Source organism: Salmonella sp. SAL00653 (assembly GCF_046552515.1).
GTDB lineage: Bacteria > Pseudomonadota > Gammaproteobacteria > Enterobacterales > Enterobacteriaceae > Salmonella > Salmonella enterica.
Map to the genome: position 1 here is coordinate 53,773 of NZ_JBGDTY010000010.1, position 24,563 is coordinate 78,335.

Annotated in this window: 19 protein-coding genes and 2 pseudogenes; 8 read left to right on the forward strand and 13 right to left on the reverse strand. The window is 52.6% G+C overall.

The features are described 5' to 3' along the window. Window positions 1-120: 120 nt before the first annotated feature. A pseudogene (gene dinG, locus ACLJRU_RS13030) lies at window positions 121-2,265 on the forward strand (ATP-dependent DNA helicase DinG). 29 nt (window positions 2,266-2,294) lie between these two features. Continuing rightward, window positions 2,295-3,269: a DNA-binding protein YbiB gene (gene ybiB, locus ACLJRU_RS13035; protein ID WP_001539558.1), complete on the forward strand. Its 975-nt coding sequence runs from the start codon at window positions 2,295-2,297 to the stop codon at window positions 3,267-3,269. A 155-nt stretch (window positions 3,270-3,424) separates the two neighbouring features. On the opposite strand, the gene ybiJ is transcribed toward ybiB, so the two are convergent. Next, window positions 3,425-3,685 (reverse strand): DUF1471 family protein YbiJ, encoded by a 261-nt coding sequence (ybiJ, locus tag ACLJRU_RS13040; RefSeq protein WP_000849089.1) that lies wholly within the window; start codon window positions 3,683-3,685, stop codon window positions 3,425-3,427. Between the two features lie 284 nt (window positions 3,686-3,969). After that, window positions 3,970-4,236, reverse strand: coding sequence for a DksA/TraR family C4-type zinc finger protein (locus ACLJRU_RS13045; protein ID WP_000146330.1), 267 nt, complete (start codon window positions 4,234-4,236; stop codon window positions 3,970-3,972). A gap of 204 nt (window positions 4,237-4,440) precedes the next feature. Between ACLJRU_RS13045 and rlmF the strand changes: the two are divergent. Beyond that, window positions 4,441-5,368, forward strand: a pseudogene (gene rlmF, locus ACLJRU_RS13050) (23S rRNA (adenine(1618)-N(6))-methyltransferase RlmF). Here rlmF and ybiO read toward each other — a convergent pair. The 6 genes from ybiO to rhtA form a co-directional block, all read right to left on the reverse strand. Then, the gene (gene ybiO, locus ACLJRU_RS13055) at window positions 5,365-7,587 is read right to left on the reverse strand and encodes a mechanosensitive channel protein (protein WP_001267701.1); all 2,223 of its coding nucleotides are present in this window, start codon (window positions 7,585-7,587) and stop codon (window positions 5,365-5,367) included. The pseudogene rlmF and the gene ybiO overlap by 4 nt on opposite strands. A 118-nt stretch (window positions 7,588-7,705) precedes the next feature. After that, window positions 7,706-8,428 (reverse strand): glutamine ABC transporter ATP-binding protein GlnQ, encoded by a 723-nt coding sequence (gene glnQ, locus ACLJRU_RS13060; protein WP_000569093.1) that lies wholly within the window; start codon window positions 8,426-8,428, stop codon window positions 7,706-7,708. Further along, window positions 8,425-9,084 (reverse strand): glutamine ABC transporter permease GlnP, encoded by a 660-nt coding sequence (gene glnP, locus ACLJRU_RS13065; protein WP_001159076.1) that lies wholly within the window; start codon window positions 9,082-9,084, stop codon window positions 8,425-8,427. The genes glnQ and glnP overlap by 4 nt, the downstream gene beginning before the upstream one ends. A gap of 143 nt (window positions 9,085-9,227) precedes the next feature. Then, a complete protein-coding gene (gene glnH, locus ACLJRU_RS13070; RefSeq protein ID WP_000838677.1) occupies window positions 9,228-9,974 on the reverse strand; it encodes a glutamine ABC transporter substrate-binding protein GlnH in 747 nt (248 codons plus the stop codon). A 476-nt stretch (window positions 9,975-10,450) separates the two neighbouring features. After that, window positions 10,451-10,954: a DNA starvation/stationary phase protection protein Dps gene (gene dps, locus ACLJRU_RS13075; RefSeq protein WP_000100805.1), complete on the reverse strand. Its 504-nt coding sequence runs from the start codon at window positions 10,952-10,954 to the stop codon at window positions 10,451-10,453. Between the two features lie 302 nt (window positions 10,955-11,256). Further along, window positions 11,257-12,144 (reverse strand): threonine/homoserine exporter RhtA, encoded by an 888-nt coding sequence (gene rhtA / locus ACLJRU_RS13080; RefSeq protein WP_001119555.1) that lies wholly within the window; start codon window positions 12,142-12,144, stop codon window positions 11,257-11,259. A 353-nt stretch (window positions 12,145-12,497) separates the two neighbouring features. On the opposite strand from rhtA, the gene ompX reads away from it, so the two are divergent. Beyond that, complete coding sequence (gene ompX, locus ACLJRU_RS13085) at window positions 12,498-13,013, forward strand: outer membrane protein OmpX (protein ID WP_000716763.1); 516 nt, start codon at window positions 12,498-12,500, stop codon at window positions 13,011-13,013. A gap of 62 nt (window positions 13,014-13,075) precedes the next feature. Here the strand turns inward: ompX and ACLJRU_RS13090 are convergent, their stop codons facing one another. Together ACLJRU_RS13090 and mntS are read right to left on the reverse strand one after the other, a co-directional pair. Continuing rightward, on the reverse strand, window positions 13,076-14,656 hold the full coding sequence (locus tag ACLJRU_RS13090; protein ID WP_038393961.1) for a phosphoethanolamine transferase: 1,581 nt from the start codon (window positions 14,654-14,656) through the stop codon (window positions 13,076-13,078). A 264-nt stretch (window positions 14,657-14,920) separates the two neighbouring features. Continuing rightward, the gene (mntS, locus tag ACLJRU_RS13095) at window positions 14,921-15,049 is read right to left on the reverse strand and encodes a manganase accumulation protein MntS (RefSeq protein WP_001001755.1); all 129 of its coding nucleotides are present in this window, start codon (window positions 15,047-15,049) and stop codon (window positions 14,921-14,923) included. 185 nt (window positions 15,050-15,234) lie between these two features. Between mntS and mntR the strand changes: the two genes are divergently transcribed. Then, window positions 15,235-15,708 carry a manganese-binding transcriptional regulator MntR gene (gene mntR, locus ACLJRU_RS13100; RefSeq protein WP_000533542.1) on the forward strand — a complete coding sequence of 158 codons (474 nt, stop codon included), beginning with the start codon at window positions 15,235-15,237 and terminating at the stop codon, window positions 15,706-15,708. Beyond that, on the forward strand, window positions 15,705-16,817 hold the full coding sequence (locus tag ACLJRU_RS13105; RefSeq protein ID WP_000050089.1) for an anion transporter: 1,113 nt from the start codon (window positions 15,705-15,707) through the stop codon (window positions 16,815-16,817). Before mntR ends, ACLJRU_RS13105 begins: the two co-directional genes overlap by 4 nt. Window positions 16,818-16,860: 43 nt before the next feature. On the opposite strand, the gene ldtB is transcribed toward ACLJRU_RS13105, so the two are convergent. Next, the gene (gene ldtB, locus ACLJRU_RS13110; RefSeq protein WP_001056404.1) at window positions 16,861-17,781 is read right to left on the reverse strand and encodes a L,D-transpeptidase; all 921 of its coding nucleotides are present in this window, start codon (window positions 17,779-17,781) and stop codon (window positions 16,861-16,863) included. Between the two features lie 218 nt (window positions 17,782-17,999). Between ldtB and ACLJRU_RS13115 the strand changes: the two genes are divergently transcribed. Beyond that, complete coding sequence (locus ACLJRU_RS13115) at window positions 18,000-19,595, forward strand: ABC-F family ATPase (protein WP_000961476.1); 1,596 nt, start codon at window positions 18,000-18,002, stop codon at window positions 19,593-19,595. A gap of 121 nt (window positions 19,596-19,716) precedes the next feature. Here the strand turns inward: ACLJRU_RS13115 and ACLJRU_RS13120 are convergent, their stop codons facing one another. Then, window positions 19,717-20,982, reverse strand: coding sequence for a DUF1479 domain-containing protein (locus tag ACLJRU_RS13120; RefSeq protein ID WP_000988929.1), 1,266 nt, complete (start codon window positions 20,980-20,982; stop codon window positions 19,717-19,719). 261 nt (window positions 20,983-21,243) lie between these two features. On the opposite strand from ACLJRU_RS13120, the gene ACLJRU_RS13125 reads away from it, so the two are divergent. Further along, on the forward strand, window positions 21,244-22,053 hold the full coding sequence (locus tag ACLJRU_RS13125) for a Cof-type HAD-IIB family hydrolase (protein WP_000217902.1): 810 nt from the start codon (window positions 21,244-21,246) through the stop codon (window positions 22,051-22,053). A 77-nt stretch (window positions 22,054-22,130) separates the two neighbouring features. Here the strand turns inward: ACLJRU_RS13125 and ACLJRU_RS13130 are convergent, their stop codons facing one another. Next, window positions 22,131-24,563, reverse strand: coding sequence for a glycyl radical protein (locus ACLJRU_RS13130; protein ID WP_000192662.1), 2,433 nt, complete (start codon window positions 24,561-24,563; stop codon window positions 22,131-22,133).

Below are 24,563 nucleotides of genomic sequence, written 5' to 3' on the forward strand. Positions count from 1 at the left end.
GTCATCCGGCAAAATACACATCGCGTTGCGAGCCGCCTTCCAGAACCGGTAAAAAAGGTACTTCCCGCCCCTGAAATGTGACACAATAGTGGCTGTTTATACAGTGCTTCAGGTTTTCTCATGGCATTGACCGCTGCGCTGAAAGCGCAAATCGCCGCCTGGTATAAGGCGCTTCAGGACCAGATTCCCGACTTTATTCCCCGTGCGCCGCAGCGGCAGATGATTGCTGACGTCGCCAGAACGCTGGCCGGGGAAGAAGGGAGACATCTGGCTATTGAAGCGCCGACCGGCGTCGGGAAAACCCTCTCCTATCTTATTCCCGGTATTGCCATTGCCCGGGAAGAGCAAAAAACACTGGTGGTCAGTACCGCTAACGTGGCGTTACAGGATCAGATCTTTAGCAAAGATTTGCCGCTGCTACGAAAAATCATCCCCGATCTGCGCTTTACCGCCGCCTTTGGCCGCGGGCGTTACGTGTGTCCGCGAAACCTGGCGGCGCTCGCCAGTAGCGAGCCTACGCAGCAGGATCTGCTCGCCTTTCTTGATGATGAACTGACGCCTAACAACTAGGAAGAGCAAAAGCGCTGCGCCAGGCTGAAAGGGGATCTTGACGGTTACAAATGGGATGGTCTGCGGGATCATACCGACATTGCTATTGACGACGATCTGTGGCGGCGATTAAGTACCGATAAAGCCAGTTGTCTGAACCGCAACTGTCACTATTACCGCGAATGTCCATTCTTTGTCGCCCGACGTGAAATACAGGAAGCGGAAGTCGTGGTGGCGAATCACGCGCTGGTAATGGCGGCGATGGAAAGTGAAGCCGTACTGCCGGAACCAAAGCATCTGCTGTTGGTACTGGATGAAGGTCATCATCTGCCCGATGTCGCTCGCGATGCGCTGGAGATGAGCGCGGAAATTACCGCCTCCTGGTATCGCTTGCAACTGGATCTGTTCAGCAAACTGGTGGCGACCAGCATGGAGCAATTTCGCCCTAAGACCACGCCGCCGTTAGCGAATCCTGAGCGACTTAACGCCCATTGCGAGGAGGTATACGAACTGATCGCCTCGCTCAATGCCATTCTTAATCTGTATATGCCCGCAGCGCAGGAGGCGGAGCACCGTTTTGCAATGGGTGAGTTGCCTGATGAGGTCATGGAAATCTGCCAGCGACTGGCGAAGCTGACCGAGACGCTGCGTGGGCTGGCGGAATCCTTTCTCAACGATCTCAGCGAAAAAACCGGGTCGCACGATATTGTGCGTTTGCATCGGGTGATTTTACAGATGAACTGGGCGCTGGGAATGTTCGAGGCGCAAAGTAAATTATGGCGGCTGGCTTCGATGGCGCAGTCTTCAGGCGCGCCGGTGTCCAAATGGGCGACGCGTGAAATACGCGAAGGGCAACTCCACGTCTGGTTCCATTGTGTCGGTATCCGCGTCAGCGATCAGCTGGAAAGATTGTTATGGCGCAGCGTACCGCACATTATTGTCACCTCGGCGACACTGCGCTCGCTCAATAGCTTTTCGCGCCTGCAGGAAATGAGCGGCTTAAAAGAAAAAGCCGGCGACCGCTTTGTGGCGCTGGATTCGCCGTTTAATCATGTGGAACAGGGGAAACTGGTGATTCCTCAAATGCGCTACGAACCCACCATTGATAACGAAGAGCAGCATATTGCCGAAATGGCAGCCTATTTTCGTGAGCAACTGGAGAGCAAAAAACATCATGGTATGCTGGTACTGTTCGCCAGCGGGCGGGCGATGCAGCGTTTTCTGGAGCATGTCGCTGATGTGCGCTTACTCCTCCTGGTCCAGGGCGACCAGCCGCGTTACCGGCTGGTAGAGCTGCACCGTAAACGGGTGGAGAGCGGCGAACGCAGCGTGCTGGTTGGGCTTCAGTCTTTTGCCGAAGGGCTGGATCTTAAAGGCGAGCTGCTGACGCAGGTCCATATCCATAAAATTGCCTTCCCGCCGATCGACAGCCCGGTCGTGATCACCGAAGGCGAATGGCTAAAAAGTCTGAATCGTTATCCGTTTGAGGTACAAAGTTTACCAAGCGCGTCTTTTAATTTAATTCAGCAGGTAGGGCGATTGATCCGTAGCCACGCCTGTCGGGGAGAAGTGGTCATTTATGATAAGCGTTTGTTGACCAAAAACTACGGACAGCGTTTACTGAATGCCTTACCTGTTTTTCCGATAGAGCAGCCTGCCGTGCCAGACGTTATAGTAAAACCAAAAGCAAAACCTGCACGCCGCCGACGGCGTTAATGCTGTGAGCACACTTCAAGGAGCTTTCAATGGATTATCGCAAGATCATCAAAGAGATCGGGCGAGGTAAAAATCACGCCCGCGATCTGGATCTGGATACCGCGCACGGTTTGTATACCCGAATGCTGAATGGCGAGGTCCCCGACCTGGAAATGGGCAGTATATTGATGGCGCTGCGTATTAAAGGCGAAGGCGAAGCCGAAATGCTGGGCTTTTATGAGGCCATGCAGAATCATACCATCAAACTGACACCGCCCGCAGATAGGCCGTTGCCGGTCGTTATTCCCAGCTATAACGGCGCGCGTAAACAGGCGAATTTAACGCCGCTGCTGGCTATCCTGCTGCATAAATTGGGCTTCCCAGTCGTAGTACACGGCGTCAGTGAAGATCCGACCCGCGTACTGACGGAAACTATATTTGAGCTGATGGGGATTATCCCCACCCTACACGGTGGACAAGCGCAGGCCAAACTGGACGGGCGCCAGCCGGTGTTTATCCCGGTGAGCGCGCTCTGCCCGCCGCTGGAAAAACAGCTGGCGATGCGCTGGCGGATGGGCGTGCGTAACAGCGCGCATTCACTGGCCAAGCTGGCGACGCCATTTGCTGAGGATGCCGCGCTGCGTTTATCAAGCGTTTCTCATCCTGAATATGTTCCGCGTGTGGCGACCTTTTTTAGCCGCATTGGCGGGCGGGCTTTGCTGATGCATGGTACCGAAGGCGAAGTCTATGCCAACCCGCAACGCTGTCCGCAAATCAGCCTGATTGATAGCCGTGGCGTGCAGGTACTGCATGAGCGTCAGAGCGACACGCACGACGAGCCGCTTTCACTGCCTGCGACTAAAGATCCTGAAATCACCGCGCGCTGGATTGAGCGCTGCCTTGCCGGCCACGAGCCGGTGCCGCAATCATTAAAAACGCAAATGGCCTGTTGTCTGGTTGCGACGGGAGAGGCGGCGACGTTAGAAGACGGGCTTGCGCGCGTCGAACAGGCTTTTAGCGAATAAAAAAAGCCCGTCCAGTGACGGACGGGCAAATAAGGGTAACAAACAGGGTTAATGAGGGTTGGAGCAGTGGGTCTGTTGGCAAACAGACGAGGGTAATACCCGTCAGAATTCAAACAACAGCGATGTTACAGCCTGAAATCTGGCGGGCAGGTAAATTATTTATAAATCACCGCAGTGCCGCTCATTTTGTCATTACCTACGGCGGAGGTGATGTTATAAGCGCTTGCGCCAGCAGCGGCGGCTTTTTCAGCCAGTTTAGCTTCCAGGCCATCCAGCGTGGTGGCGCCATCGGCAGACACTACGCCGATTTTATGCAGGTTTTGCGTCTGAGACGCGCTAACCGGTTCTGCGGCAAAAGCGCCAAAAGAAAGGGTGGAAAGCGCGATGGCTGCAACAGCATATTTAATGGTTTTCATGATTAATCTCTCGCAGGTTATTCTGTTTATGGGACGATGTTCCGTCGATGTGATGAGTATCACGGTTTTTTGCGAAAGATAAAATCGAATAGAATTGACGGCCTTGCTCAAAATTTTTGAATGACAAATAACCTATTGATTATTAATTAATTCAACGGTGGAATTTACCGTTCTTGTCATCTGGCTTTACAGAGTCGAGGTTAACGGCACATTCTGCGACGCAGAACGCTAAAAAGCATGAGCGTAAAGGAATGGATAATACTGGCGGTTTCGGTAAAGAAAAGTCAGCGTAACTGGCTGTCTTTTGAACCTCTACGATTATATCCTGAAAATGTTGCGTTATGTAAATCTTTCTCCTGTTGGCAGGCTATGCATAACCGAACGCCCGGTACGGCTTTACGCCGCGCTTCAGGGATAGGGTCGCCGCACGATTCGCATTCATCGCGACTTTCGCCGTGGGGAAGTTCGCCGCGAGCGCGGGCAACGGCATCTTCAATGGTATTGTTGATTTGTTCATTCACTGCGTCATCATTTGCCCAGCCGGATGCCATCACGCTCTCCTGATTTTAGGGTACCTGAGGTTAAGTGTAGCGCCGTCAGGTGAAAAAATCGCATCGTGCGATCTTTTCAGACCATGAGCAGAACCAATGTCATTCAGATATCCGATCAAACGAGCGAGGCAGGGAATTCGCGGTGGTATATTTACCCCGTGGCGTTATACGGGTATCTTACGCCGCTGCTAAAAGGAGAATGCCATGTCCGCCCAGAAACCGGGGTTACACCCGCGCAACCGCCACCAACACCGTTATGATCTCGCCGCACTGTGTCAGACCACGCCGGAATTGACGTCCTTTCTTATCCGCACGCCCGCCGGTGAACAGAGCGTTGATTTTGCTAATCCGCAAGCGGTAAAAGCGCTCAATAAGGCGTTGCTGGCGCATTTTTATGCCGTTACACACTGGGACATTCCGCCAGGGTTTTTATGTCCGCCGGTGCCTGGTCGTGCGGATTATATCCATCATCTGGCGGATCTGCTTGGCGAAACGACAGGGAGTATTCCGGCGCAGGCAACTATTCTGGACGTGGGGGTGGGCGCCAATTGTATTTATCCGCTTATCGGCGTACATGAATATGGCTGGCGATTTACCGGTAGTGAAGTCAGCGACGCAGCGATGTTCAGCGCGCAGGCTATCATTCAGGCTAATATGGGGTTAAGCCGCGCCATTCGTCTGCGTCGGCAAAAAGATCCGGCGGCCATTTTTACCGGTATTATTCATAAAAATGAATTTTATGACGCAACGCTTTGTAACCCGCCTTTTCACGACTCCGCCGCCGCAGCCCGCGCGGGCAGCGAGCGTAAGCGCCGCAATTTGGGGCAGAATAAAGATGATGCGCTGAACTTTGGCGGTCAACAGCAGGAGCTATGGTGTGAAGGCGGCGAAGTCGCCTTTATTAAAAAAAATGATTGCTGAAAGCCAATCCTTCCGCCGTCAGGTGTTGTGGTTTACGACGTTGGTGTCGCGCGGCGAGAATTTACCACCGCTTTACCGGGCGTTGACGGAGGCTGGCGCGGTGAAAGTGGTGAAAAAAGAGATGGCCCAGGGGCAAAAGCAAAGCCGCTTTATCGCCTGGACCTTTATGGATGACGACCAGCGTCGCCGTTTTATCACCCGTGAACGCTAAATCGTCGGTTCGCGCGGCGGCAGTGAATCAGGCGGCGGGCCGCCGGCGGGGGCGGGCAGAACCTGATACGTTTGCACCGGCGCGCGCACATTAGCCAGATCAAAATGCTTTTTCACCTGGCTATCAAGGGCAAAACGCACCGTCCACTGCTTGAGCGGTAGCGTGGTGAACGACACGCGTAAAGTAAACGCCGTGTTCGTTAAACCGACAATACCGGCGAACGTGGGTTCGCCGATAATCAGCCCGCGAATATCCTCCGTCTCCATCAGCGCCGTTACCGCGTCTTTCAGCGCCTGATTCGCTTTATCCGCATCCTCATGGCGATCCACGTCATAGTTGGCGACAACAGAGCCGATACCGCGCACAAAGTTGGCGAAAGTGGTGATCGAGGACCACGGGATAATATGGTATGCCCCGGTATCCTGCCGCACGCCGACGGAACGAATCGACATTCTTTCGACCGTCCCCGTCAGCGGGCCTATGGTGACTAAGTCGCCGGTATTCATCCCGTTTTCAAACTGAATAAAGACGCCGGTGATAATATCTTTCACCAGGGTTTGCGAACCGAAAGAGATAGCCAGACCTAACGCCCCTGCGCCAGCCAGCAATGGCGCGATATTGACGCCGATTTCCGATAACACGATCATGATGGTTATGGTACTGATAATCACTGCCAGCGCATTGCGGAACAGCGTCAGCAGCGTGCGCGTGCGGGCGCTGGGTAGCGGGCGGCCATGAATATCGGAGGCCAGGCGATTCTCAATCAGACTGGCGAGAATCGTCCATCCCACGGCGGAGAAGAATAAGATTAACGCGATACGGATGAGGATATCGACCATCTTTTCCCCCGCGCCATAATGTAGCCAGTGCCAGAAATCGAATAGCCCCCAGGCGTTGAGCAACAGCATAACGGCGACGCAGACGGTCAAAAAGCGTGCGACTTTTAGCGCTGAGGAGAGCCAGCCGTTAAGCCGCTTTTGTAATTCCGGGTAGTTGCGCTGCGTATGGGGCGACAGGGTGATGGTTTTCGCTATCCAGCGGGTAAACATACCGGAGATAAACGCCGCGATGCCAATAATCGCCAGACTGCGCACGGTCGCGCCCATCATAAACTTCAGGCTATTGCCTGGGTCGAATAACGAGAAGAAAAACAGCACGATAAAGTAAGCGCTGGCCAGCCAGTGCCACACCAGCGCAAAGGCGCGGATAAACAGGCTAAAAAAGGCTAATGATCGTTCCGCCAGACTTAATAAATGTTGCGTAATCTCCGCTTTGTTTTTAAAGATCAGGTACAGCGCCCAGATGGTGATGCAGAGCATGATCGCCACATTAGCCATCGCGCCAACCTGAACATTCACCTGGTTGGAAATAATCGGAACGGCAACAATCAGCCCGTAGCCAATCAAGCTGCTAAGGGAACTCATACGGCGATTCCAGTAACGCGCTGTCGCATCCTGAATCGCGAATGGGCGTAACTCCGGTACATTAGGGCAAAAAATAAGCCGCAGAATCGCTTTAAAGAACTCTATTAGCGCGAAGGCATTCAGGAACAGGCTTTGCTGAAAAGCGATAGTTCGACTTCCCGCATGGAAATTATCACTGAGCATCTGACCGATAAATAAGGTGAGCGCCAGTAGCAGGAGGTCGATAATAAACGCGCCGACGATCATCGCCGGGAGCTGTAACCAGTTGCTGCGTTCACGGTTTTTCTTGCGTGCCCACAGGCCCATTTTTCGATATAACGGCAGGGCGCAAAGCCGTATCACGCTATAAAAACCAAATACCGCGACGGCCAGAAATAAAAAGTGGGTTAACGCGTTGGTGAAGGTTTGCGAGTTAAACGGCTTGTGCGGCGCATCGGTGATGTTGCGATAAAGCTGGGCGAAACGGGTAGCGAAAGCATCGCCGTACTGACGGGTAACGGTGGTGACGTTCTCCAGTACCGTTTTCTCATCTTTGGCCGCAGGCGGCGCAAGCGCTGGCGCTGGCTCGGTCGGCGGCGTGGTTGAGGCTTCGCGGAGTTGCGCTATCAATTCGTTACGTGAAGCCTCGTTCTCCAGTACGTCAGCCAGGGCCGCATAGGCCGCTTTTTTTTGTTCAGGACTGGGCTCTGGCGCTGCTTGCTGGCTGGTTGATGTCCCCGTGGTCACGCCGGGTATGGCGACCGCATGGGCAGGTGCGCCCAGTAGACAAAAAAGGATGAACAGGGTCCACCGCATGACTCCTCCAGTGAGAAAAGAGACGCAAAACACTAAGTATAGATGGCGCAGGGGAGGGAAAATGAAATGGGACTATTCCATGATGCCCTTCCTGCCGCAGGGCTGGAAGGGCGATATCTCAGGAGACGTGCTGTAAAAATTCCTGTAAACGTGGGCTTGGCGGGTTTTCGATCAACGCCTGCGGACTGCCATCTTCGGCAATACGGCCTTTATCGATGAAAATCAGCCGTGAGGCGACTTTTTCGGCAAAGCCGATTTCGTGAGTGACAATGACCATGGTCATGCCTTCTTCCGCCAGATCCTGCATGACTTTCAGCACTTCATGGCGCAGTTCAGGGTCCAGAGCGGAGGTTGGCTCGTCAAAGAGCATCATTTTCGGCTTCACTGCCAGCGCTCGGGCAATGGCGACGCGCTGTTGTTGACCGCCGGAAAGCTCGGAGGGGTAGTGATGCGCCCGTTCCGCCAGTCCAACTTTCGCTAACAGAGCTTTCGCCTGTTTTTCCGCTTCTTCTTTCTTTACGCCGCGCACGCGCAGAGGACCGAACATTACGTTTTCGAGCGCGGTCAGATGCGGGAACAGATAAAACTGTTGAAACACCATGCCGGCTTCCTGGCGAATCAGCCGTTCGTCTACTTTAGGATCGTTGACTTTCAGACCATCGACAATCAGATCGCCGGAGGTGATCTCTTCCAGTTTATTGATACAGCGTAATAACGTGGATTTACCCGAGCCGGAAGGGCCGATAATCACAACCACTTCGCCCTGACGGATGTTTAAATCAATGTTATGCAGCACCTGGGTGGGGCCAAAGTGCTTGGAGACGTTTTTAAATTCAATCACAGGATTTTCATCCTTCTTTCAAGACGACGCAAAATAAAGCTCAGCACCAGCGTAATGATCAAATAGAAGACGGCCACGGCGCTCCAGATTTCCAGGGCGCGAAAGTTACCGGCAATAATTTCCTGGCCCTGACGGGTCAGCTCGGCTACGCCGATAACAATAAACAACGAGGTGTCTTTGATGCTAATGATCCACTGATTGCCCAGCGGCGGCAGCATACGGCGCAGAGCAAGCGGTAAAATAACATGGCGGATGGTTTCCCGGCGAGAAAGGCCCAGCGCCAGACCCGCTTCGCGAAAACCTTTGTGAATGGATAGTACTGCGCCGCGAGTAATTTCCGCGATATAAGCGCCGGAGTTAATCATAATTGTCACGACCGCTGCGCTGAACGGATCAATACGCAAATCATTAAATGCCATCGGCAGGGCAAAGTAGATAAACATGACCTGGACAACGATGGGCGTGCCGCGAATAATTTCAATGAAAACCAGGGCGATGTGGTTAGCGAACCAGCCGCCAAACGTACGGGCAAAACCTGCCGCCAGTCCAATAACCAGGCCGCCAGCCAGACCGAGGACCGAGATCCACAGGGTCATTTTAGCGCCCTCAAGCAAAAGCGGAATGGCGGGCCAGATGGCGCTCCAGTCAAACTGCATATGTCGTTCCTGTTACCGTGGTGTAAATAGTCAAATGCTCTATCCGGCGCGGAAATGGCGGAAAGTGTCTTATCCGTCACGGAAAGAGCTGTAGGCCCGGTGAGCGTCCTCACTACCGGGCCACAAGCCAACATCAGGTCGTTTTATTTAGGTTCTGTACCGAACCATTTTTTGTAGATTTCGTTATAGGTGCCATTCTCACGCAGCGTTTTCAGCGCGCCGTTGACTTTCTCGCGCAGTTCATCGCTGCCTTTTGGGAAGGCAACTCCGTATTGCTGTGCTTCCAGCGATTCACCTACCGCCTTGAACTGGCCGTTGCCTGCGGTTTTGATAAAGTACAGGATGTTCGGCGTATCGTGCAGAACGGCGTCTGCGCGGTTGGTGCCTAATTCCATGTACGCGTTATCAATGTTCGGGAACTGACGCAGGTCTTTGGTTTTGATATTCGCTTTCGCGTAATCCACCGACCCGGTTCCGCTCTTCACGGCAACGACTTTGCCATCGAGGTCTTTAACGCTTTTAATATCGTTATTGTTGGCTTTCACCATCACGAGCAGACCGCTTTTGTAATAGCCATCGGAAAAGTCGATCGCTTTTTTACGCTCGTCCGTAATCGTAATACCCGCCAGCGCCAGATCGATATTTTTGGTTTGTAATGCCGGAATAATGCCGCTGAAATCCATCGGTTTCAGGGTGTAGTCCAGCTTCAGTTCTTTCGCGATAGCGTCCCACAGATCAACATCAAAACCGACGTATTTGTCGCCCTGTTTAAATTCAAACGGAACGAACGCCGTATCGGTTGCCACAACGAGTTTCTTATCCGCAGCGTGCGAATACACCGCAAAAGCCAGGGTAAGTGCAGCCAGTGAAACTTTTAATAGAGACTTCATAGCATTTCCTTTTCTATCCACGGGGCGATCCCCTGCGAGAACATGTAGCGTAATGAAAAAATCATGCCAATTATGTAACTCATTGTTTTAACAGAAGCGTGAAACATTCCTGTGCACAATAAGTCGGGCAAAACCAGTATGCCGCACCGTTTTGGGGCACTGATTTAGTGCATGAATAACAAAGTAGAGATACAGGGTCTATTTAGCGTAAAAATTGTTGTTAAAACAATCTTTAATTAACGATTGTGTGATGTAATTATTACAAATAATTCACTTTTATCGGAGGGGAGTACAAGACGTGTGCACTATTTAAGTGCAAAACCCCTGTGCCAGGCAGGGGTATAGGGATGACTTATATACCTGTGTACATCAAGTTGCAGGTGCGTTCGCTTCAGTGACCGACGGAAGTCAGGCTTCTGCGGATTCGCTGCGTTTGTACCTTCCTGCAACTCGAAGTATTCAGGGTAGAGATAGATTTATTCGATGTTGGATTCGATAAACCACAGGAATTTATCGAGGTCGCGTGATGCGGCGGTAAAGATATCGGCAGTGTCTTCATCTTTGGCTTCACCGATAGCTTTGCGAACATCATTAGCGACAACAGCGTAGCGATCGGCCAGTTCTTTTAAGTGATCCTGCACGTTATGGATGTCGAGCGGATAGCTTTTCAGTGGAGTTTTGCTGTTGATAACTTGCGTGGTGCCTAACGCCACACCGCCAAGCTGTACGGCGCGCTCGGCCATAGTATCCAGATGATCGGTCAGTGCGGTACGGAAGCCATCCAGCATCTCATGAACGGCAATAAAGTTAGCACCGCGCATGTTCCAGTGGGCCTGTTTCGTGATCAGCGACAGGTCAATGAACTGGATCACCTGACGATTAAGCAACTCAACCGTCGCTTTTTTATCGCTCTCTGATACATCGTTACGGGTATAAAGCAGATTAGACGCTTTTGTTTTTACCAGTTTAGCGGTACTCATAATCTCATATCCTCTTGATGTTTGTGTCCCAGGTAATTAACGAAAATAAGTATAGCACCGGTTTTTAACTTTGCTTTTTTGAATTTACCTATCACTTTAATAGTACAGACAAGATTTAATATTTATTTTGATTAAAAATCAACTGGTTAGACGAGTTTGCTGTTTGGTGGGTAATAATTCTCATTTTAATGTAAAAAATGAGAAAAAATATGACAAAAAATGACGAAGTAATAGCGCAATAATAAAAGGTGAATAACGAGGTGATATTCTGCATGATTATGCACATCATGCAGAATAAGAAACTATTTTACGTCAACTTGTTTAATTTGCGGTTCGCGTCGAATCGTTAGGGTAGAACCCATTGAGGCGGCAATGATGGCGCACAGGGCCATGATTTGTATGCCCGTAAGCGTTTCGCCCAGAAAAATCATCCCGGAAACGGCGGCCAGCGCGGGTTCCATGCTCATCAGCGTACCGAAGGTGCGGGTTGGCAGGCGCGTCAGCGCAATCATTTCCAGTGAATAAGGCAGCGCCGTAGAAAGCACAGCGACCGCTAACCCTAAGGGAAGAATCGACCAGTGCCATAGCGCATCGCCAGCCTGAACTGCGCCAATCGGCACGAAAATGATGGCGGCAATCAGCGAGCCTACCGCCACCGTGGCCGGACCATGTTCCGCGCCTGCTCGCTGGCCGGTAAGAATATAGACAGCCCAACAGGCGCCAGCGCCGAGCGCTAACGCGGCCCCGGTAAGATCGACGTGAGACATATCTTGCCCTAATGGCAGCAGGAACCAGAGCCCAAGCACAGCCAGTACGACCCAAATAAAATCTACCGGCCGCCGGGATGAAAACAGCGCGACCGCCAGAGGACCGGTAAATTCCAGCGCGACCGCAATACCCAACGGCACCGTCTGAATCGACAGATAGAATAGATAGTTCATCCCGCCCAGCGACAGACCATAAAACAGTAAAGGCAGCCGCTGCTCTTTGGCAAAACGCAAACGCCAGGGTTTGAAAAAGGCGATAAGGATAAGCGTTCCCAACGCCAGACGAAGCGCCGTTACGCCCGGCGCGCCGACAAGAGGAAATAACGATTTCGCCAGTGAAGCGCCACTCTGAATAGAGGACATGGCAATGAGCAAAACCAAAATGGGCAACCAGACTGGTAGTTTACGTGTTGACCCCGGCATCCTTTCTCCTGTCAAAAAATGTCAGTACGAGTAAAGGTGGCAGTGTAATGGAAATTCCCCGCGGCGGTTGAGGATTCGTTGAAAAAAAATTTCCAGGATTCCATAAAATGAACTTAAATTGATGGATAAATAGACTGTTAGTTTAGGAATAATCTGGATGAATGTATCGCGCCGCACGCGCATTATTGGTGCAATCAGCCGGAAAAGTGATGTTAATTGAATAAGATAGCGCGATATGGAAACGTTCTGTTACATGAAAGGCGCCCTTAGACACCGTGAATCGCAAAGAGTTTCCCATTAATTTTTGATATATTTAAAACTTAGGACTTACTTGAAGCACATTTGAGGTGGTTATGAAAAAAATTGCATGTCTTTCAGCACTGGCCGCTGTTCTGGCTTTTTCCGCAGGTACTGCAGTAGCTGCTACTTCTACCGTTACCGGTGGTTACGCTCAGAGCGACGCGCAGGGCGTAGCGAATAAAATGAGCGGTTTTAACCTGAAGTATCGTTATGAGCAGGACGACAACCCGCTGGGCGTAATCGGTTCCTTCACCTACACCGAAAAAGATCGTACTAACGGTGCGGGCGATTACAACAAAGGTCAGTACTACGGCATCACTGCCGGCCCGGCTTACCGTCTGAACGATTGGGCAAGCATCTACGGTGTAGTCGGTGTGGGTTACGGTAAATTCCAGACGACCGATTACCCAACCTACAAACATGACACCAGCGATTATGGCTTCTCCTATGGCGCTGGTCTGCAATTCAACCCGATGGAAAATGTTGCTCTGGACTTCTCTTACGAGCAGAGCCGTATTCGTAGCGTTGACGTTGGCACCTGGATTGCTGGCGTAGGTTACCGCTTCTAATCACGTCGGTGAAAATGAAAAATCCGCCTTTCGGGGCGGATTTTTTTTGCCTGAAACGTGCATTATTTTAGTGAAAAAATATCGCTGCCCAGATGGTTATAGTCCACTTTCTGTAATTTGAAATTGGTGATATAAACGGGCCCGGCTTTCTGTTCCGAAATAAATCGATAGCGATTTTTGATCTCTTTAGCGCTAATTTCTGTCCATTGCGAGAAAAAACTCAGGAAATCGTTCGCGGAACGGCGAGCTTTAATGATCCGATGCGCTTTACTGTCGCTGGATAGCACCATAAACGGCACCTGGAAGTTTTGCTGGAATTTGTCGTCATGCGCCAGGTACTGTACCGCTTTGCCGCGTTCTTTAAACGCCAGCCCGTGATCGGAGAAATAGACGAGCGAAAAACTGTCGCCGCTATGACGAAGCTGAGTATAGAGCTGACGGAGCAAATCGTCGGTTTGCGTCATGGTGTATAAATAACAAGACGTCTCTTTCGACTGGACAAACGTCGCGTATTTTCCCTGAGTACGGTCGCAGGCCTGGGGATGCGACCCCATTAAATGCAACACAATCAACTGCGGTTGCGTGCGTTCTGTCGCCAATACCTGCGCCGTCATGGTTAACAGCGCTTCGTCGCGAGTATTTTTATCCGCTTCAAAATCGCCGTTTTTCAGGAAATGCGCTTCATCGGCGCGTTTGGCGATACTGGCGATGGCCGTGTCGTATTCGCCGATTTGCCCCTGATTGGAAAACCACCATGTCTGAAAACCGGCGCGGTTAGCCAGCGTGACGAAATTATCCTGATACTGCGGTTTGTTATCCACCACGCGATTGAGCGTTAAACCGAGCGATTTTTGCGTTGAGCCGCTGGCGGCGATGTAATCCATAAAGAAGTCGCCATTCACATGGCTGGCGAAGGGGGTATTATCCCAGTGGCCGCCGAAAGCGCCCATGGCATCCCGTCGCGCGCTTTCACCAATCACCACGACATAGATGTGATATCTGGGTTTCACCGCAGTAACCGTCCAGCTATCTTTTATGCCGGATAGCTGCGCCATACGGTGCTGCTCTTCAATGACTTCGTTGTTATTGACGATAACGTCTTTGGCGAAGCGAAAAACCGGATAGCCGGTATCAATAACCTTAAAAACGCCGCCCCAGGCCAGATTTTGTACCGGCGCGACGAAAAATGCCGCGACGCTGATCAGCAGGCACAGGCTGTCGAGGCTATTCCAGCGCGGCCTGACTTCTTCTTTTCGGCGGCGAAGCGCAATAATACCCAGCGCAAAAATAAAAAGTCCGGTCAGGTAGCTATACCACGGGAAGATGGTCAGGATTTCGCTCGACTCTTCCATATTGGTGGAGTGCAGCGCCAGCAGCGTATTAAAGTTCGGGGCGCCGTAAGCCTGGCCAAAGGGAAAATAGCAAGCGGCTACCAGCGAACAGATGCCGAGCAGCGCTTTTTGTCCGCGGGGCAGGTAGCGCCAGAGCAGCAGCAACAGGCAGGTAAACGCCGCGGTATAAAGCAGGCTAAAGGGGTAGCCGAGCGCGAGGTTAATCAGCAGCGACTGTAAAAAGTAGAGGCCCGCCCACGGGCTTACAGCCCGACGACGGGCCAGAAGTGAATCGATAAGGGTTGCATTCATATGCCACTATTGCAAAAACGCCATGTGCTAACCCTGGCGCGAAGGGTCATTACCTGCCTGATTATGCGTAAAAAAGGTATTGGGTTCGCAACGGCGAGTCGCAAAATATTCAGGGCTGCCAGAAGATAGAGCGTGCGGGTAAGAAGGTCAACCGCCGGAAAGAAAATGTTTTGCGAAGAGAATAGCAAAACCACAAAAAAACAGGGGAAATGGGCGCCATTTCCGTTGAGGATGCAAAATAAAGCGGCGTACCGCACCGCCGCGTTATTTCGTGGAAGGGTTATCCTGCTCCGGTTTGCCGTTGATCATATCGCACAACATAGAGAGCAGCATTAACCGGACTTTAAAGGGAGAGTGACTGAACACGCGTATACACCTCTTAAATTCGTTCATATAAACCTCCTGATGTTTCTATCCCATCGATCCGTGAGGGATGTCTGCATTACATACAGATATAGCACAGGCTATGTTTTATAGCTATTGCTAAAACGTTAATTTTTTGTGCCCGGACAACTCTGGTTTACAATGAGCGCTCTGTCAGCTGACGCGTTAACGCGTCACAGAAACGAGGAAGCAAAATGGGTCGTCGCGCAGGTACGCCAACAACAAAAAAAGTGACGCAATTGGTGAACGTAGAAGAACACGTTGAAGGATTTCGTCAGGTCAGAGAGGCGCATCGCCGTGAGTTGATAGACGACTACGTTGAGCTGATTTCCGATTTAATTATTGAGGTAGGGGAAGCGCGTCAGGTGGATATGGCGGCGCGGCTCGGCGTCTCCCAGCCGACTGTGGCCAAAATGCTTAAGCGCCTGGCATCGTTAGGATTTATTCAAATGATCCCCTGGCGCGGCGTTTTTCTGACGCCGGAAGGGGAGAAGCTGGCGCAGGAAAGCCGCGAGCGGCACCAAATTGTCGAAAATTTTTTACTGGTATTAGGCGTAAGTCCGGAGATCGCGCGTCGTGATGCGGAAGGGATGGAACACCATGTCAGCCAGGAGACATTGGATGCCTTTTTGGCCTTCACGCAACAGCATGGAACATCTGCAGAATGAGTCTGGCCTTTTTACGGGCGCTGCGGCGTGACCGTTTTTTTCAGTTGTTGATCATTGTGGGGATGGCGTTAAGCCTGTTTGTTCCTTTTGCGCCCCGCGCCTGGCCTGGCGCGATTGACTGGCACACCATTATTACCCTCAGTGGGTTAATGTTGCTCACTAAAGGCGTTGAGCTGAGCGGCTATTTTGATGTGCTGGGACGCAAGATGACGCGCCGATTTCATACCGAGCGGCAGCTGGCGATGTTCCTGGTGCTGGCTGCGGCGGCGCTGTCGACCTTTCTGACAAACGATGTCGCGCTGTTTATCGTTGTGCCGCTGACGATAACGTTAAAAAAACTGTGCGCGATTCCGGTCAACCGATTGATTATTTTTGAAGCGTTGGCGGTGAACGCCGGTTCGCTGCTGACGCCTGTCGGTAATCCGCAAAATATTCTGTTGTGGGGACGCTCCGGCTTAACCTTTGCTGAATTTAGCGGGCAAATGGCGCCGCTTGCCGTCATGATGATGCTGACGTTACTGCTCCTGTGCTGGTTTTGTTTTCCGGGTAGGGCGTTACAGTATCATACCGGTACGCGTTCGCCGCAGTGGCAGCCCCGTCTGGTGTGGAGTTGCCTGGCATTATATGTCGTTTTTCTTACCGCGCTGGAGCTCAGACAAGAGTTATGGGGACTGGTGTTGGTGGCGGCTGGGTTTATTGTGCTGGCGCGCAGGGTGATAGTCAGCGTGGACTGGACGCTGCTGCTGGTATTTATGGCGATGTTTATTGATGTCCATCTGCTAACGCAATTGCCGGCGTTGCAGGGCGTTTTCAACCAGGTTGGCGCACTGTCTCACCTGGGGCTTTGGCTAACCGCTATCGGCCTGTCGCAGGTTATCAGTAATGTGCCCAGTACCATTCTCCTGCTGAACTATGTACCGGCCTCGACGTTGCTGGCGTGGGCGGTGAATATCGGCGGGTTTGGTCTGCTGCCGGGGTCGCTGGCAAATCTTATTGCTTTACGGATGGCGAACGATCGCCGAATCTGGTGGCGATTTCATTTCTATTCGCTGCCGATGCTGGCATGGGCGGCGCTGGTGGGATATGGATTATTGCAACTGATGCCGTAAGAGAAGCCCGATAGTGTCTATCGGGCTTCGCAGGCAGAGTCTGTCAGTTCAGACGAACCGGCATCCCGGAACGATCCTGAACTGCCTGTTGTACGACGGTCTGATCAACGTCAGGCTCGTTGGTGACGGCCAGGATACTCTTATTAAGCGTGATCGGCACCGCTTCCTTACCTTCAAACTGCGCTTCCGTCGTTGACAGCGGGTTATGCACCTCAATGTAACGGCTACCGTCCGGCTCGGTGGTGGCTTTTACCGGTTCATCGATAAACTGCACGCGGGTACCGACCGGCACATTTTCAAACAGGAATTTGATATCGTCGTTGCGCAGACGTACGCAGCCGTGGCTCACGCGAAGCCCGATGCCGAAGTTGGCGTTGGTGCCGTGAATAGCATACAGGCGACCGATGTACAGCGCGTACAGGCCCATCGGGTTATCCGGGCCCGCAGGCACGACCGCAGGCAGCGGCTCGCCGGCGGCGCGATATTCAGCGTGCATTTTTGCCGTAGGCGTCCAGGTCGGACCGGCTTTTTTACGTTCAACTTTGGTCGTCCAGTTGATAGGCGTGTCTTTACCTAACTGACCGATCCCAATCGGCAGGACGATAACGGTGTTTGTGCCTTTCGGGTAGTAATAGAGGCGCATTTCCGCGCTATTGATGATAATGCCTTCGTGTACGGTATCCGGCAGGATCAGCTGCTGCGGAATATTCAGCACGGTACCGCCCTTCGGCAGGAAGGTATCCACGCCCGGGTTGGCTTCCAGCATGTTGGACAGCCCCATCTGATACTCCGCGGCAAAATACTCCAGCGGCTGGGTATTGCCCTCAGGAACGGTGATGACCTGATTTTGCCCAATTAAACGGCTACCATCGGTAGGCAGCGGGTAAGTGACTGCTGAGGCTGTTTTACAAAAACCAACTACAGCGAAAGCCGCCGCGAAAAGCGTTGTTAATTTCATATTCATGTTATGCGAGATTCTGTGCCAAGCAGGCTAGTAGGTTGAGAATTCTGTCATGTTGGGAGCGCATTATAGGTGCATTCCAGTAAACAGGGAATTCAGATGTGTACGAAATCACGTTTTTTTCCCTTACGGTTCAGTGTAGCCCTTTGCACAGGGCGCGATCTTATTTCAGACTTGTGGCATAATAAGCGGTTTGTCACATCTTTTTTCAGGATAAGCCTGTGTTAGTTTCCAGCAACGTTACCATGCAGTTCGGCAGTAAGCCGCTGTTCGAAAACATTTCCGTCAAATTTGGCGGCGGCAACCGTTACGGCCTGATCGGCGCCAACGGTAGCGGAAAGTCCACTTTTATGAAAATCCTCGGCGGCGACCTGGAGCCGACGCTGGGCAATGTTTCCCTCGATCCGAATGAGCGCATCGGTAAGCTGCGTCAGGACCAGTTCGCTTTTGAAACATTCACCGTACTTGATACTGTCATTATGGGGCATGGCGAACTGTGGGAGGTCAAGCAGGAGCGCGACCGTATCTACGCCTTGCCGGAAATGAGCGAAGAAGACGGCTATAAAGTCGCCGATCTGGAAGTAAAATACGGCGAGATGGACGGTTATTCCGCTGAGGCGCGTGCGGGCGAACTGCTGTTGGGGGTGGGCATCCCGCTGGAGCAGCATTACGGTCTGATGAGTGAAGTCGCGCCAGGCTGGAAATTGCGTGTGCTGCTGGCGCAAGCGTTATTCTCTAACCCGGACATCCTGTTGCTCGACGAACCGACCAACAACCTGGATATTGATACTATCCGTTGGCTGGAGCAGGTGCTGAACGAGCGCGATAGCACGATGATCATCATTTCGCACGACCGTCACTTCCTGAACATGGTTTGTACGCATATGGCGGATCTGGATTACGGCGACTTGCGCGTCTATCCGGGTAACTATGATGAGTATATGACGGCGGCGACCCAGGCGCGTGAACGTCTGTTGGCCGATAATGCGAAGAAAAAAGCGCAAATTGCCGAGCTGCAATCTTTTGTTAGCCGTTTTAGCGCCAATGCCTCTAAATCGCGTCAGGCAACGTCGCGCGCGCGGCAGATTGATAAAATCAAGCTGGAAGAGGTGAAAGCCTCCAGCCGTCAGAACCCGTTCATCCGTTTTGAGCAGGATAAAAAACTGTTCCGTAACGCTCTGGAAGTGGAGGCGCTGACGAAAGGTTTTGATAACGGTCCGCTGTTTAAAAATGTCAATTTGCTGCTCGACGTCGGCGAGAAGCTGGCGGTACTCGGCACCAATGGCGTGGGTAAATCTACGCTGCTGAAGACGCTGGTTGGCGATCTGGACGCCGATCACGGCACCGTTAAATGGTCGGAAAACGCGCGTATTGGTTACTACGCGCAGGACCACGAATATGAATTCGAAAATGACCTGACGGTGTTTGAATGGATGAGTCAGTGGAAGCAGGAAGGCGACGACGAGCAGGCAGTGCGCAGTATTCTGGGCCGCCTGTTATTTAGCCAGGATGATATCAAAAAGCCTGCGAAAGTCCTCTCCGGTGGCGAGAAGGGCCGTATGCTGTTCGGCAAACTGATGATGCAAAAGCCGAATATCCTGATCATGGACGAACCGACTAACCACCTGGATATGGAGTCGATCGAATCGCTGAATATGGCGCTGGAGCTGTATCAGGGCACGCTGATCTTTGTTTCGCACGACCGTGAGTTCGTCAGCTCGCTGGCAACCCGCGTCATTGAAATTACGCCGGAGCGCGTGGTGGACTTCAGCGGTAACTACGACGATTATTTGCGTAGTAAAGGGATTGAAAGCTAAACACTGACGCCCGGTGGCGCTGTGCTTACCGGGCCTACGTATCCTGGCGCGTAGGTTCGGTAAGACGGGTGCGCCCAGGCAAAGGGCACACCGCAGGTGAGCGGGAAGGGCGGTACGACCGTCAAACGTCCATACCTAATGCCCGCTTGCCGTGAATATTCAGATCGCGCAGCGTGAAACGCCCTCCCCAGGTGGTTTCATAGTCCTCGCGCGGGAAATCGTCCGGTGATGCGCCTGTCTCCAGCGCCGCTTTCACCTTACGCGCATAGGCCAGATTCTTCTCACACATTGGCGCGGCAGGAATGTACATCACATTGCCCCAGCCCTGCTGATTTTCGACGGGGGCGACGGAGTGGATGACATCGCAATGCCACCACACGGAATCCCCGGCTTCCAGCGGCGGAATGCTGGTTAACGCCGCCATCAGTAAAGGATGCCACTGTTCAGAAACCGGCAGCACCCGGCCCGGCGCGACGCCGCATAATTCATCTTCCGGGACATCATCCAGCAGCGGGCGCAGCAGAATATACGCCATCGCCTCCGGGATAGGGACGACATGAAGCAACCCCTGACCGGGCAGCATATCGGAGAGCGCGGTCCAGCCCTGGAAGGTGCGAAATACCGAGCATTTGGTGGTGTTATCCACCGTATACTCTTCAACTTCGGTACGGTGCGCCGCATTCCACGGATCGTACTGCTCGACGTTGCCGTTAAACACGCTGGCGAATACCTGCTGATAGGCTGGCAGCAGCCAGCGTTCCAGCGCGCCGGAGTCGGTATGCGCTCCCAGTCCTTTGGATGTGGTGCCTGGCGGGCGGCGACGGATGCGATCCGGGTAAATGATGCTGATATCCGGATTAAACCATCGCTTGCCGTCGTGCTCTACCTGCCACAGACGGTTGAGGAACGACTGCGCCAGCGCCATCTCTTCACTTTGGCGGGCCTGCATTTGCGCCTGCGACCAGTAGACAGGATAGATTTCAGGCCGGGAGGCGCTCAGCGTACCGAAAAAATTATCCCCCGGTCCTTTATACACCTCGTCAAAATGGTTCTTGTCCAGATAGTCGAGCATCGACTGGTCCCATGCCAGCGCCTGTTCGCGTGGAAAATGACCTTTAATCACCGCGCACCCGCGGCGCTTAACCTCGGCGCGGGTGGCATCGCTAATGTTGCCCATCGCCAGTTCGTTAAAAGGGATAATTGGCCATACCGGCTGCCCCTGCGCCTTCAGATCGTTAATTTCCGCCACCCGGGCTGCTATGGTGGCGCTCAAACGGTCGAACACCGCCTGTACGTCGCCGATTTGCGCGCGTAGCGCCTGCTTCATCTGACGAATGGCCGCTTTTGGGTCGGCGGGCAGCGTTTCGTGGGTAAAAGGAGTCATCATATCAACCTCATCATCTTTCGTTCGAAAGTAAAGTTAGTTACATGTGATACTTTAAGTTAAAATAAGGTTAATGCAAGTTTAAGATATTGCAGGAGCGCACAAGGAGAGAAGCGAGAGGAAAACGTAAGGTGGCCAGGACGCCTTAATGTCTTATGCGGCTATTCCTTTCGTTCAGCCACTTTTCATTCGAAATAAATTTGTGGTTCTGCTCACATTGTTATTAAAATGTTTCTGGTCGCAGTTACAGCCAGGAGCTTAAGTATGACCGTTAACGTTGTCGTTACCGATATGGACGGCACTTTTCTCGACGATGCCAAGCAGTACGATCGTGTACGCTTCATGGCGCAATACCAGGAACTGAAAAAACGTAATATCGAATTTGTGGTCGCCAGCGGTAATCAGTACTACCAGTTGATCTCCTTCTTCCCCGAGCTGAAAGACGAAATTTCCTTCGTCGCAGAAAATGGCGCGCTGGTGTATGAACATGGCAAGCAGTTGTTTCACGGGGAGCTAACCCAACATGAATCGCGTATTGTGATTGGCGAACTGCTGAAGGATAAGCAGCTTAACTTCGTCGCCTGTGGTCTGAAAAGCGCTTATGTCAGCAAAAACGCTCCCGAGACTTTCGTGGCGCTGATGGCCAAACATTATCACCGCCTGCAGCCGGTAAACGATTATCACGACATTGACGATATCCTGTTTAAGTTCTCCCTGAATTTGCCCGATGAACAAATTCCGCTGGTTATCGACAAACTGCACGTATCTTTGGATGGCATCATGAAGCCCGTCACCAGCGGCTTCGGTTTTATCGACCTGATTATCCCGGGACTGCATAAAGCGAATGGCATCAGTCGTCTGTTAAAGCGCTGGAACAGGTCGCCACAGAATGTCGTCGCCATTGGCGACAGCGGTAATGATGCGGAAATGTTGAAAATGGCGCATTACTCTTTTGCCATGGGCAATGCCGCAGACAATATCAAAGCGCTTTCACGTTATCACACTGATGATAATAACCATCAAGGCGCGCTCAACGTCATTCAGGCCGTGCTTGACGGCACCGATCCCTTCTGATTAACAGGCCTGCGTAGGCCTGTTAAACGTAGCGCCATCAGGCAGTTCGGACATATTGCCGATGGCGCCAGGGCAAATTACAGCATATGTTCGGTACGGGCGATGATATCGTCCTGCGCATCCGGCGACAGCGCGGTGAAGAAGGCGGAGTAGCCTGCCACACGCACGACCAGATCGCGGTACTGGTCCGGATGTTTTTTCGCATCCAGCAGCGTTTCGCGTGACACGATGTTGTACTGAATATGCCAGCCTTTATGCACCTCAAAGAACGTCCGTAGCAGAACCATCAGTTTCTGTTTGTCGGATTCGTTTTCCAGCGTCGTTGGGTTCAGTTTCTGGTTGAGCAGCACGCCGCCGAGAATGGAACCGGTAGGTAATTTGCCTACGGAACCAATCACCGCCGTCGGGCCGAGATGATCCGTACCTGATGCAGGGCTTGCGCCTTCCGCCAGCGGTGTATGCGCTTTGCGACCATCCGGGGTAGCCATAGTCGCGGCGCCAAACGGCACGTTTGCTGAGATAGAGGACGTACCGGCGTAATAGTTGCCGCCCACAGGGCCACGACCGTAGCGCGGGTTATGGTACTGCTTCAGCTCATCAATATAGGTCTGATAAGCGCGCGCCAGCAGCGTATCGACGGTATCATCGTCGTTACCGTACTTCGGCGCGCCGTTAATCAGACGCTGGCGCAGCTGCTCATGGGTCAGCCCGTCAAAGTCATCGGCCAGCGCGGCGGCAAGCTGCTGTTGACCGATAACGCCCTGTTCGAAGACCAGTTTTTTCACGGCGGCGAGGCTGTTGCCCAGGTTGGCGATACCGACCTGAAGACCCGATACCCAGTCATATTTAGCGCCGCCTTGCTTGATACTCTTCGCTCGCTCAATACAGTCATCTACCAGCGCTGAGCAGAGAATATCGTGGACGTTCTCTTCCAGCATGGTGTCGACCACATACTCAATTTCGATCGATTTGCGCGTGTAGTAGCGAATTTGGGTATCCCAGGCGGCCATCACTTCGTCAAAATTGTTAAAGTTGCCTGCGGAGAGCGCCTTTTCCTGCGGCAGAAATACCTTGCCGCTGGTGGCGTCGCGACCGCCTTCCAGCGCCGCCAGCATGACGCGGGCGAAGTTAATAAAGCTCATGCCGGTGCAGCGATAACCCCATTTCCCGCCGACGGCGGTTTCGATACAGCCGATCGCCGCATAATCGTAAGCGTCCTGCGGTTCGATCCCCAACTTGATAAATTCCGGGATGACGATTTCATCATTGTTAAACGCCGGCATCCCAAAGCCGCAGCGGATGACCTGGACGCAGGCGTCAAGGAAATCGTTACTCATTCCGGCGTGATAACGCACACTGAGGTTGGGCTGGGTAGAACGCAAACGTCCGCAGGACTCCAGAATAGCGTAAGACAGCGGATTCACTGCGTCCATTGGCTGACCGTTGATAAGATTCTGACCGCCAATGGTGACGTTTTGATACAGCGGGCTGCCCGCGGAAGCTTTAGAGTGCGAACCGGAGCGGATCTTGTTTACTTCCAGCAGTTTCAGCCAGCAGCTGTGCAGCAGTTCAATGGCGTGCTCACGATCCAGCGTCTGGTTTAGTTCGACATCGCGACGATAATAGGGGTAAAGATACTGGTCCATACGACCAAATGACACCGAGTGACCGTTAGACTCAATTTGTAGAATCAGTTGGATGAAGTAGCACAATTGCAGTGCTTGCCAGAAGGTCTGCGGCGGTTGGTGGGCGATCACCTCGCAGTTTTCGGCGATGGTAAGTAGCTCTTTACGACGGCTTTCACGGGACTCTTCGCCTGCCATCTGGCGCGCCAGCGCGGCAAAGCGCGTGATGTGCTGGCTTACCGCATCCAGCACAATATCAATCGCCTTCAGGAACTGCTCGCCATGCAGATCTTCCAGCACGGTAAGGTTGATGCGTGAGCGGCGCTCGGCGACTTTATCGCGCAGGCCATCAAGCCCTTTTTCCAGCAGCAGCGGGAAGTTCACCGCCAGGTGCGCGTCACCGGAAGTCATATTACCTTCGGCTTTGATAATGCCAGTCGCCAGAAGCCCTTTTTGTTCATCGGTAAACATGCCGTAGCAGCGATCCTGGACGGTTTGACCGCGCCACCACGGACAGACGTCGTGCAGAATACGTTTGTTTTCTTCACTTACGGAAAAACCTGCGCCGGGCCGGTCTGCCAAGTCGTCGATCTCTTTTTCAATCCACGAGACGGTATATTCCGGGAAAATCGGCGCGGCGCGGACTTCACTTGCCTGGTTGCCGACGATCAGTTCATCGTGTTTTATCCAGATAGTGCGTTCCGCCAGGTGATGGGCCAGCGCCAGCGCGCGGCGTACCGGAATCGGTTTATCCAGATGCTGCTGATACATTTCGGTATAATGCTGCGCGCGCTCGGTACAGACCGGCGGTTTCACGATATGTACCAGCGCGGTTTTGTGCGCCTTAATGCGGTCACTGAGCGTGTCCAGTTTCAGTTGGGTCAT

Excerpts from the sequence above, each read along its gene's own strand:
- mntS (WP_001001755.1), bottom strand. The coding sequence starts at position 15,049 with ATGAACGAATTTAAGAGGTGTATACGCGTGTTCAGTCACTCTCCCTTT.
- mntR (WP_000533542.1), top strand. The coding sequence starts at position 15,235 with ATGGGTCGTCGCGCAGGTACGCCAACAACAAAAAAAGTGACGCAATTG.
- ACLJRU_RS13125 (WP_000217902.1), top strand. The coding sequence starts at position 21,244 with ATGACCGTTAACGTTGTCGTTACCGATATGGACGGCACTTTTCTCGAC.
- ybiJ (WP_000849089.1), bottom strand. The coding sequence starts at position 3,685 with ATGAAAACCATTAAATATGCTGTTGCAGCCATCGCGCTTTCCACCCTT.
- ACLJRU_RS13120 (WP_000988929.1), bottom strand. The coding sequence starts at position 20,982 with ATGATGACTCCTTTTACCCACGAAACGCTGCCCGCCGACCCAAAAGCG.
- ACLJRU_RS13090 (WP_038393961.1), bottom strand. The coding sequence starts at position 14,656 with ATGAATGCAACCCTTATCGATTCACTTCTGGCCCGTCGTCGGGCTGTA.
- ybiO (WP_001267701.1), bottom strand. The coding sequence starts at position 7,587 with ATGCGGTGGACCCTGTTCATCCTTTTTTGTCTACTGGGCGCACCTGCC.
- glnP (WP_001159076.1), bottom strand. The coding sequence starts at position 9,084 with ATGCAGTTTGACTGGAGCGCCATCTGGCCCGCCATTCCGCTTTTGCTT.
- dps (WP_000100805.1), bottom strand. The coding sequence starts at position 10,954 with ATGAGTACCGCTAAACTGGTAAAAACAAAAGCGTCTAATCTGCTTTAT.
- ybiB (WP_001539558.1), top strand. The coding sequence starts at position 2,295 with ATGGATTATCGCAAGATCATCAAAGAGATCGGGCGAGGTAAAAATCAC.
- ACLJRU_RS13130 (WP_000192662.1), bottom strand. The coding sequence starts at position 24,563 with ATGACCCAACTGAAACTGGACACGCTCAGTGACCGCATTAAGGCGCAC.
- ompX (WP_000716763.1), top strand. The coding sequence starts at position 12,498 with ATGAAAAAAATTGCATGTCTTTCAGCACTGGCCGCTGTTCTGGCTTTT.
- ldtB (WP_001056404.1), bottom strand. The coding sequence starts at position 17,781 with ATGAATATGAAATTAACAACGCTTTTCGCGGCGGCTTTCGCTGTAGTT.
- glnH (WP_000838677.1), bottom strand. The coding sequence starts at position 9,974 with ATGAAGTCTCTATTAAAAGTTTCACTGGCTGCACTTACCCTGGCTTTT.
- ACLJRU_RS13045 (WP_000146330.1), bottom strand. The coding sequence starts at position 4,236 with ATGGCATCCGGCTGGGCAAATGATGACGCAGTGAATGAACAAATCAAC.
- ACLJRU_RS13105 (WP_000050089.1), top strand. The coding sequence starts at position 15,705 with ATGAGTCTGGCCTTTTTACGGGCGCTGCGGCGTGACCGTTTTTTTCAG.
- rhtA (WP_001119555.1), bottom strand. The coding sequence starts at position 12,144 with ATGCCGGGGTCAACACGTAAACTACCAGTCTGGTTGCCCATTTTGGTT.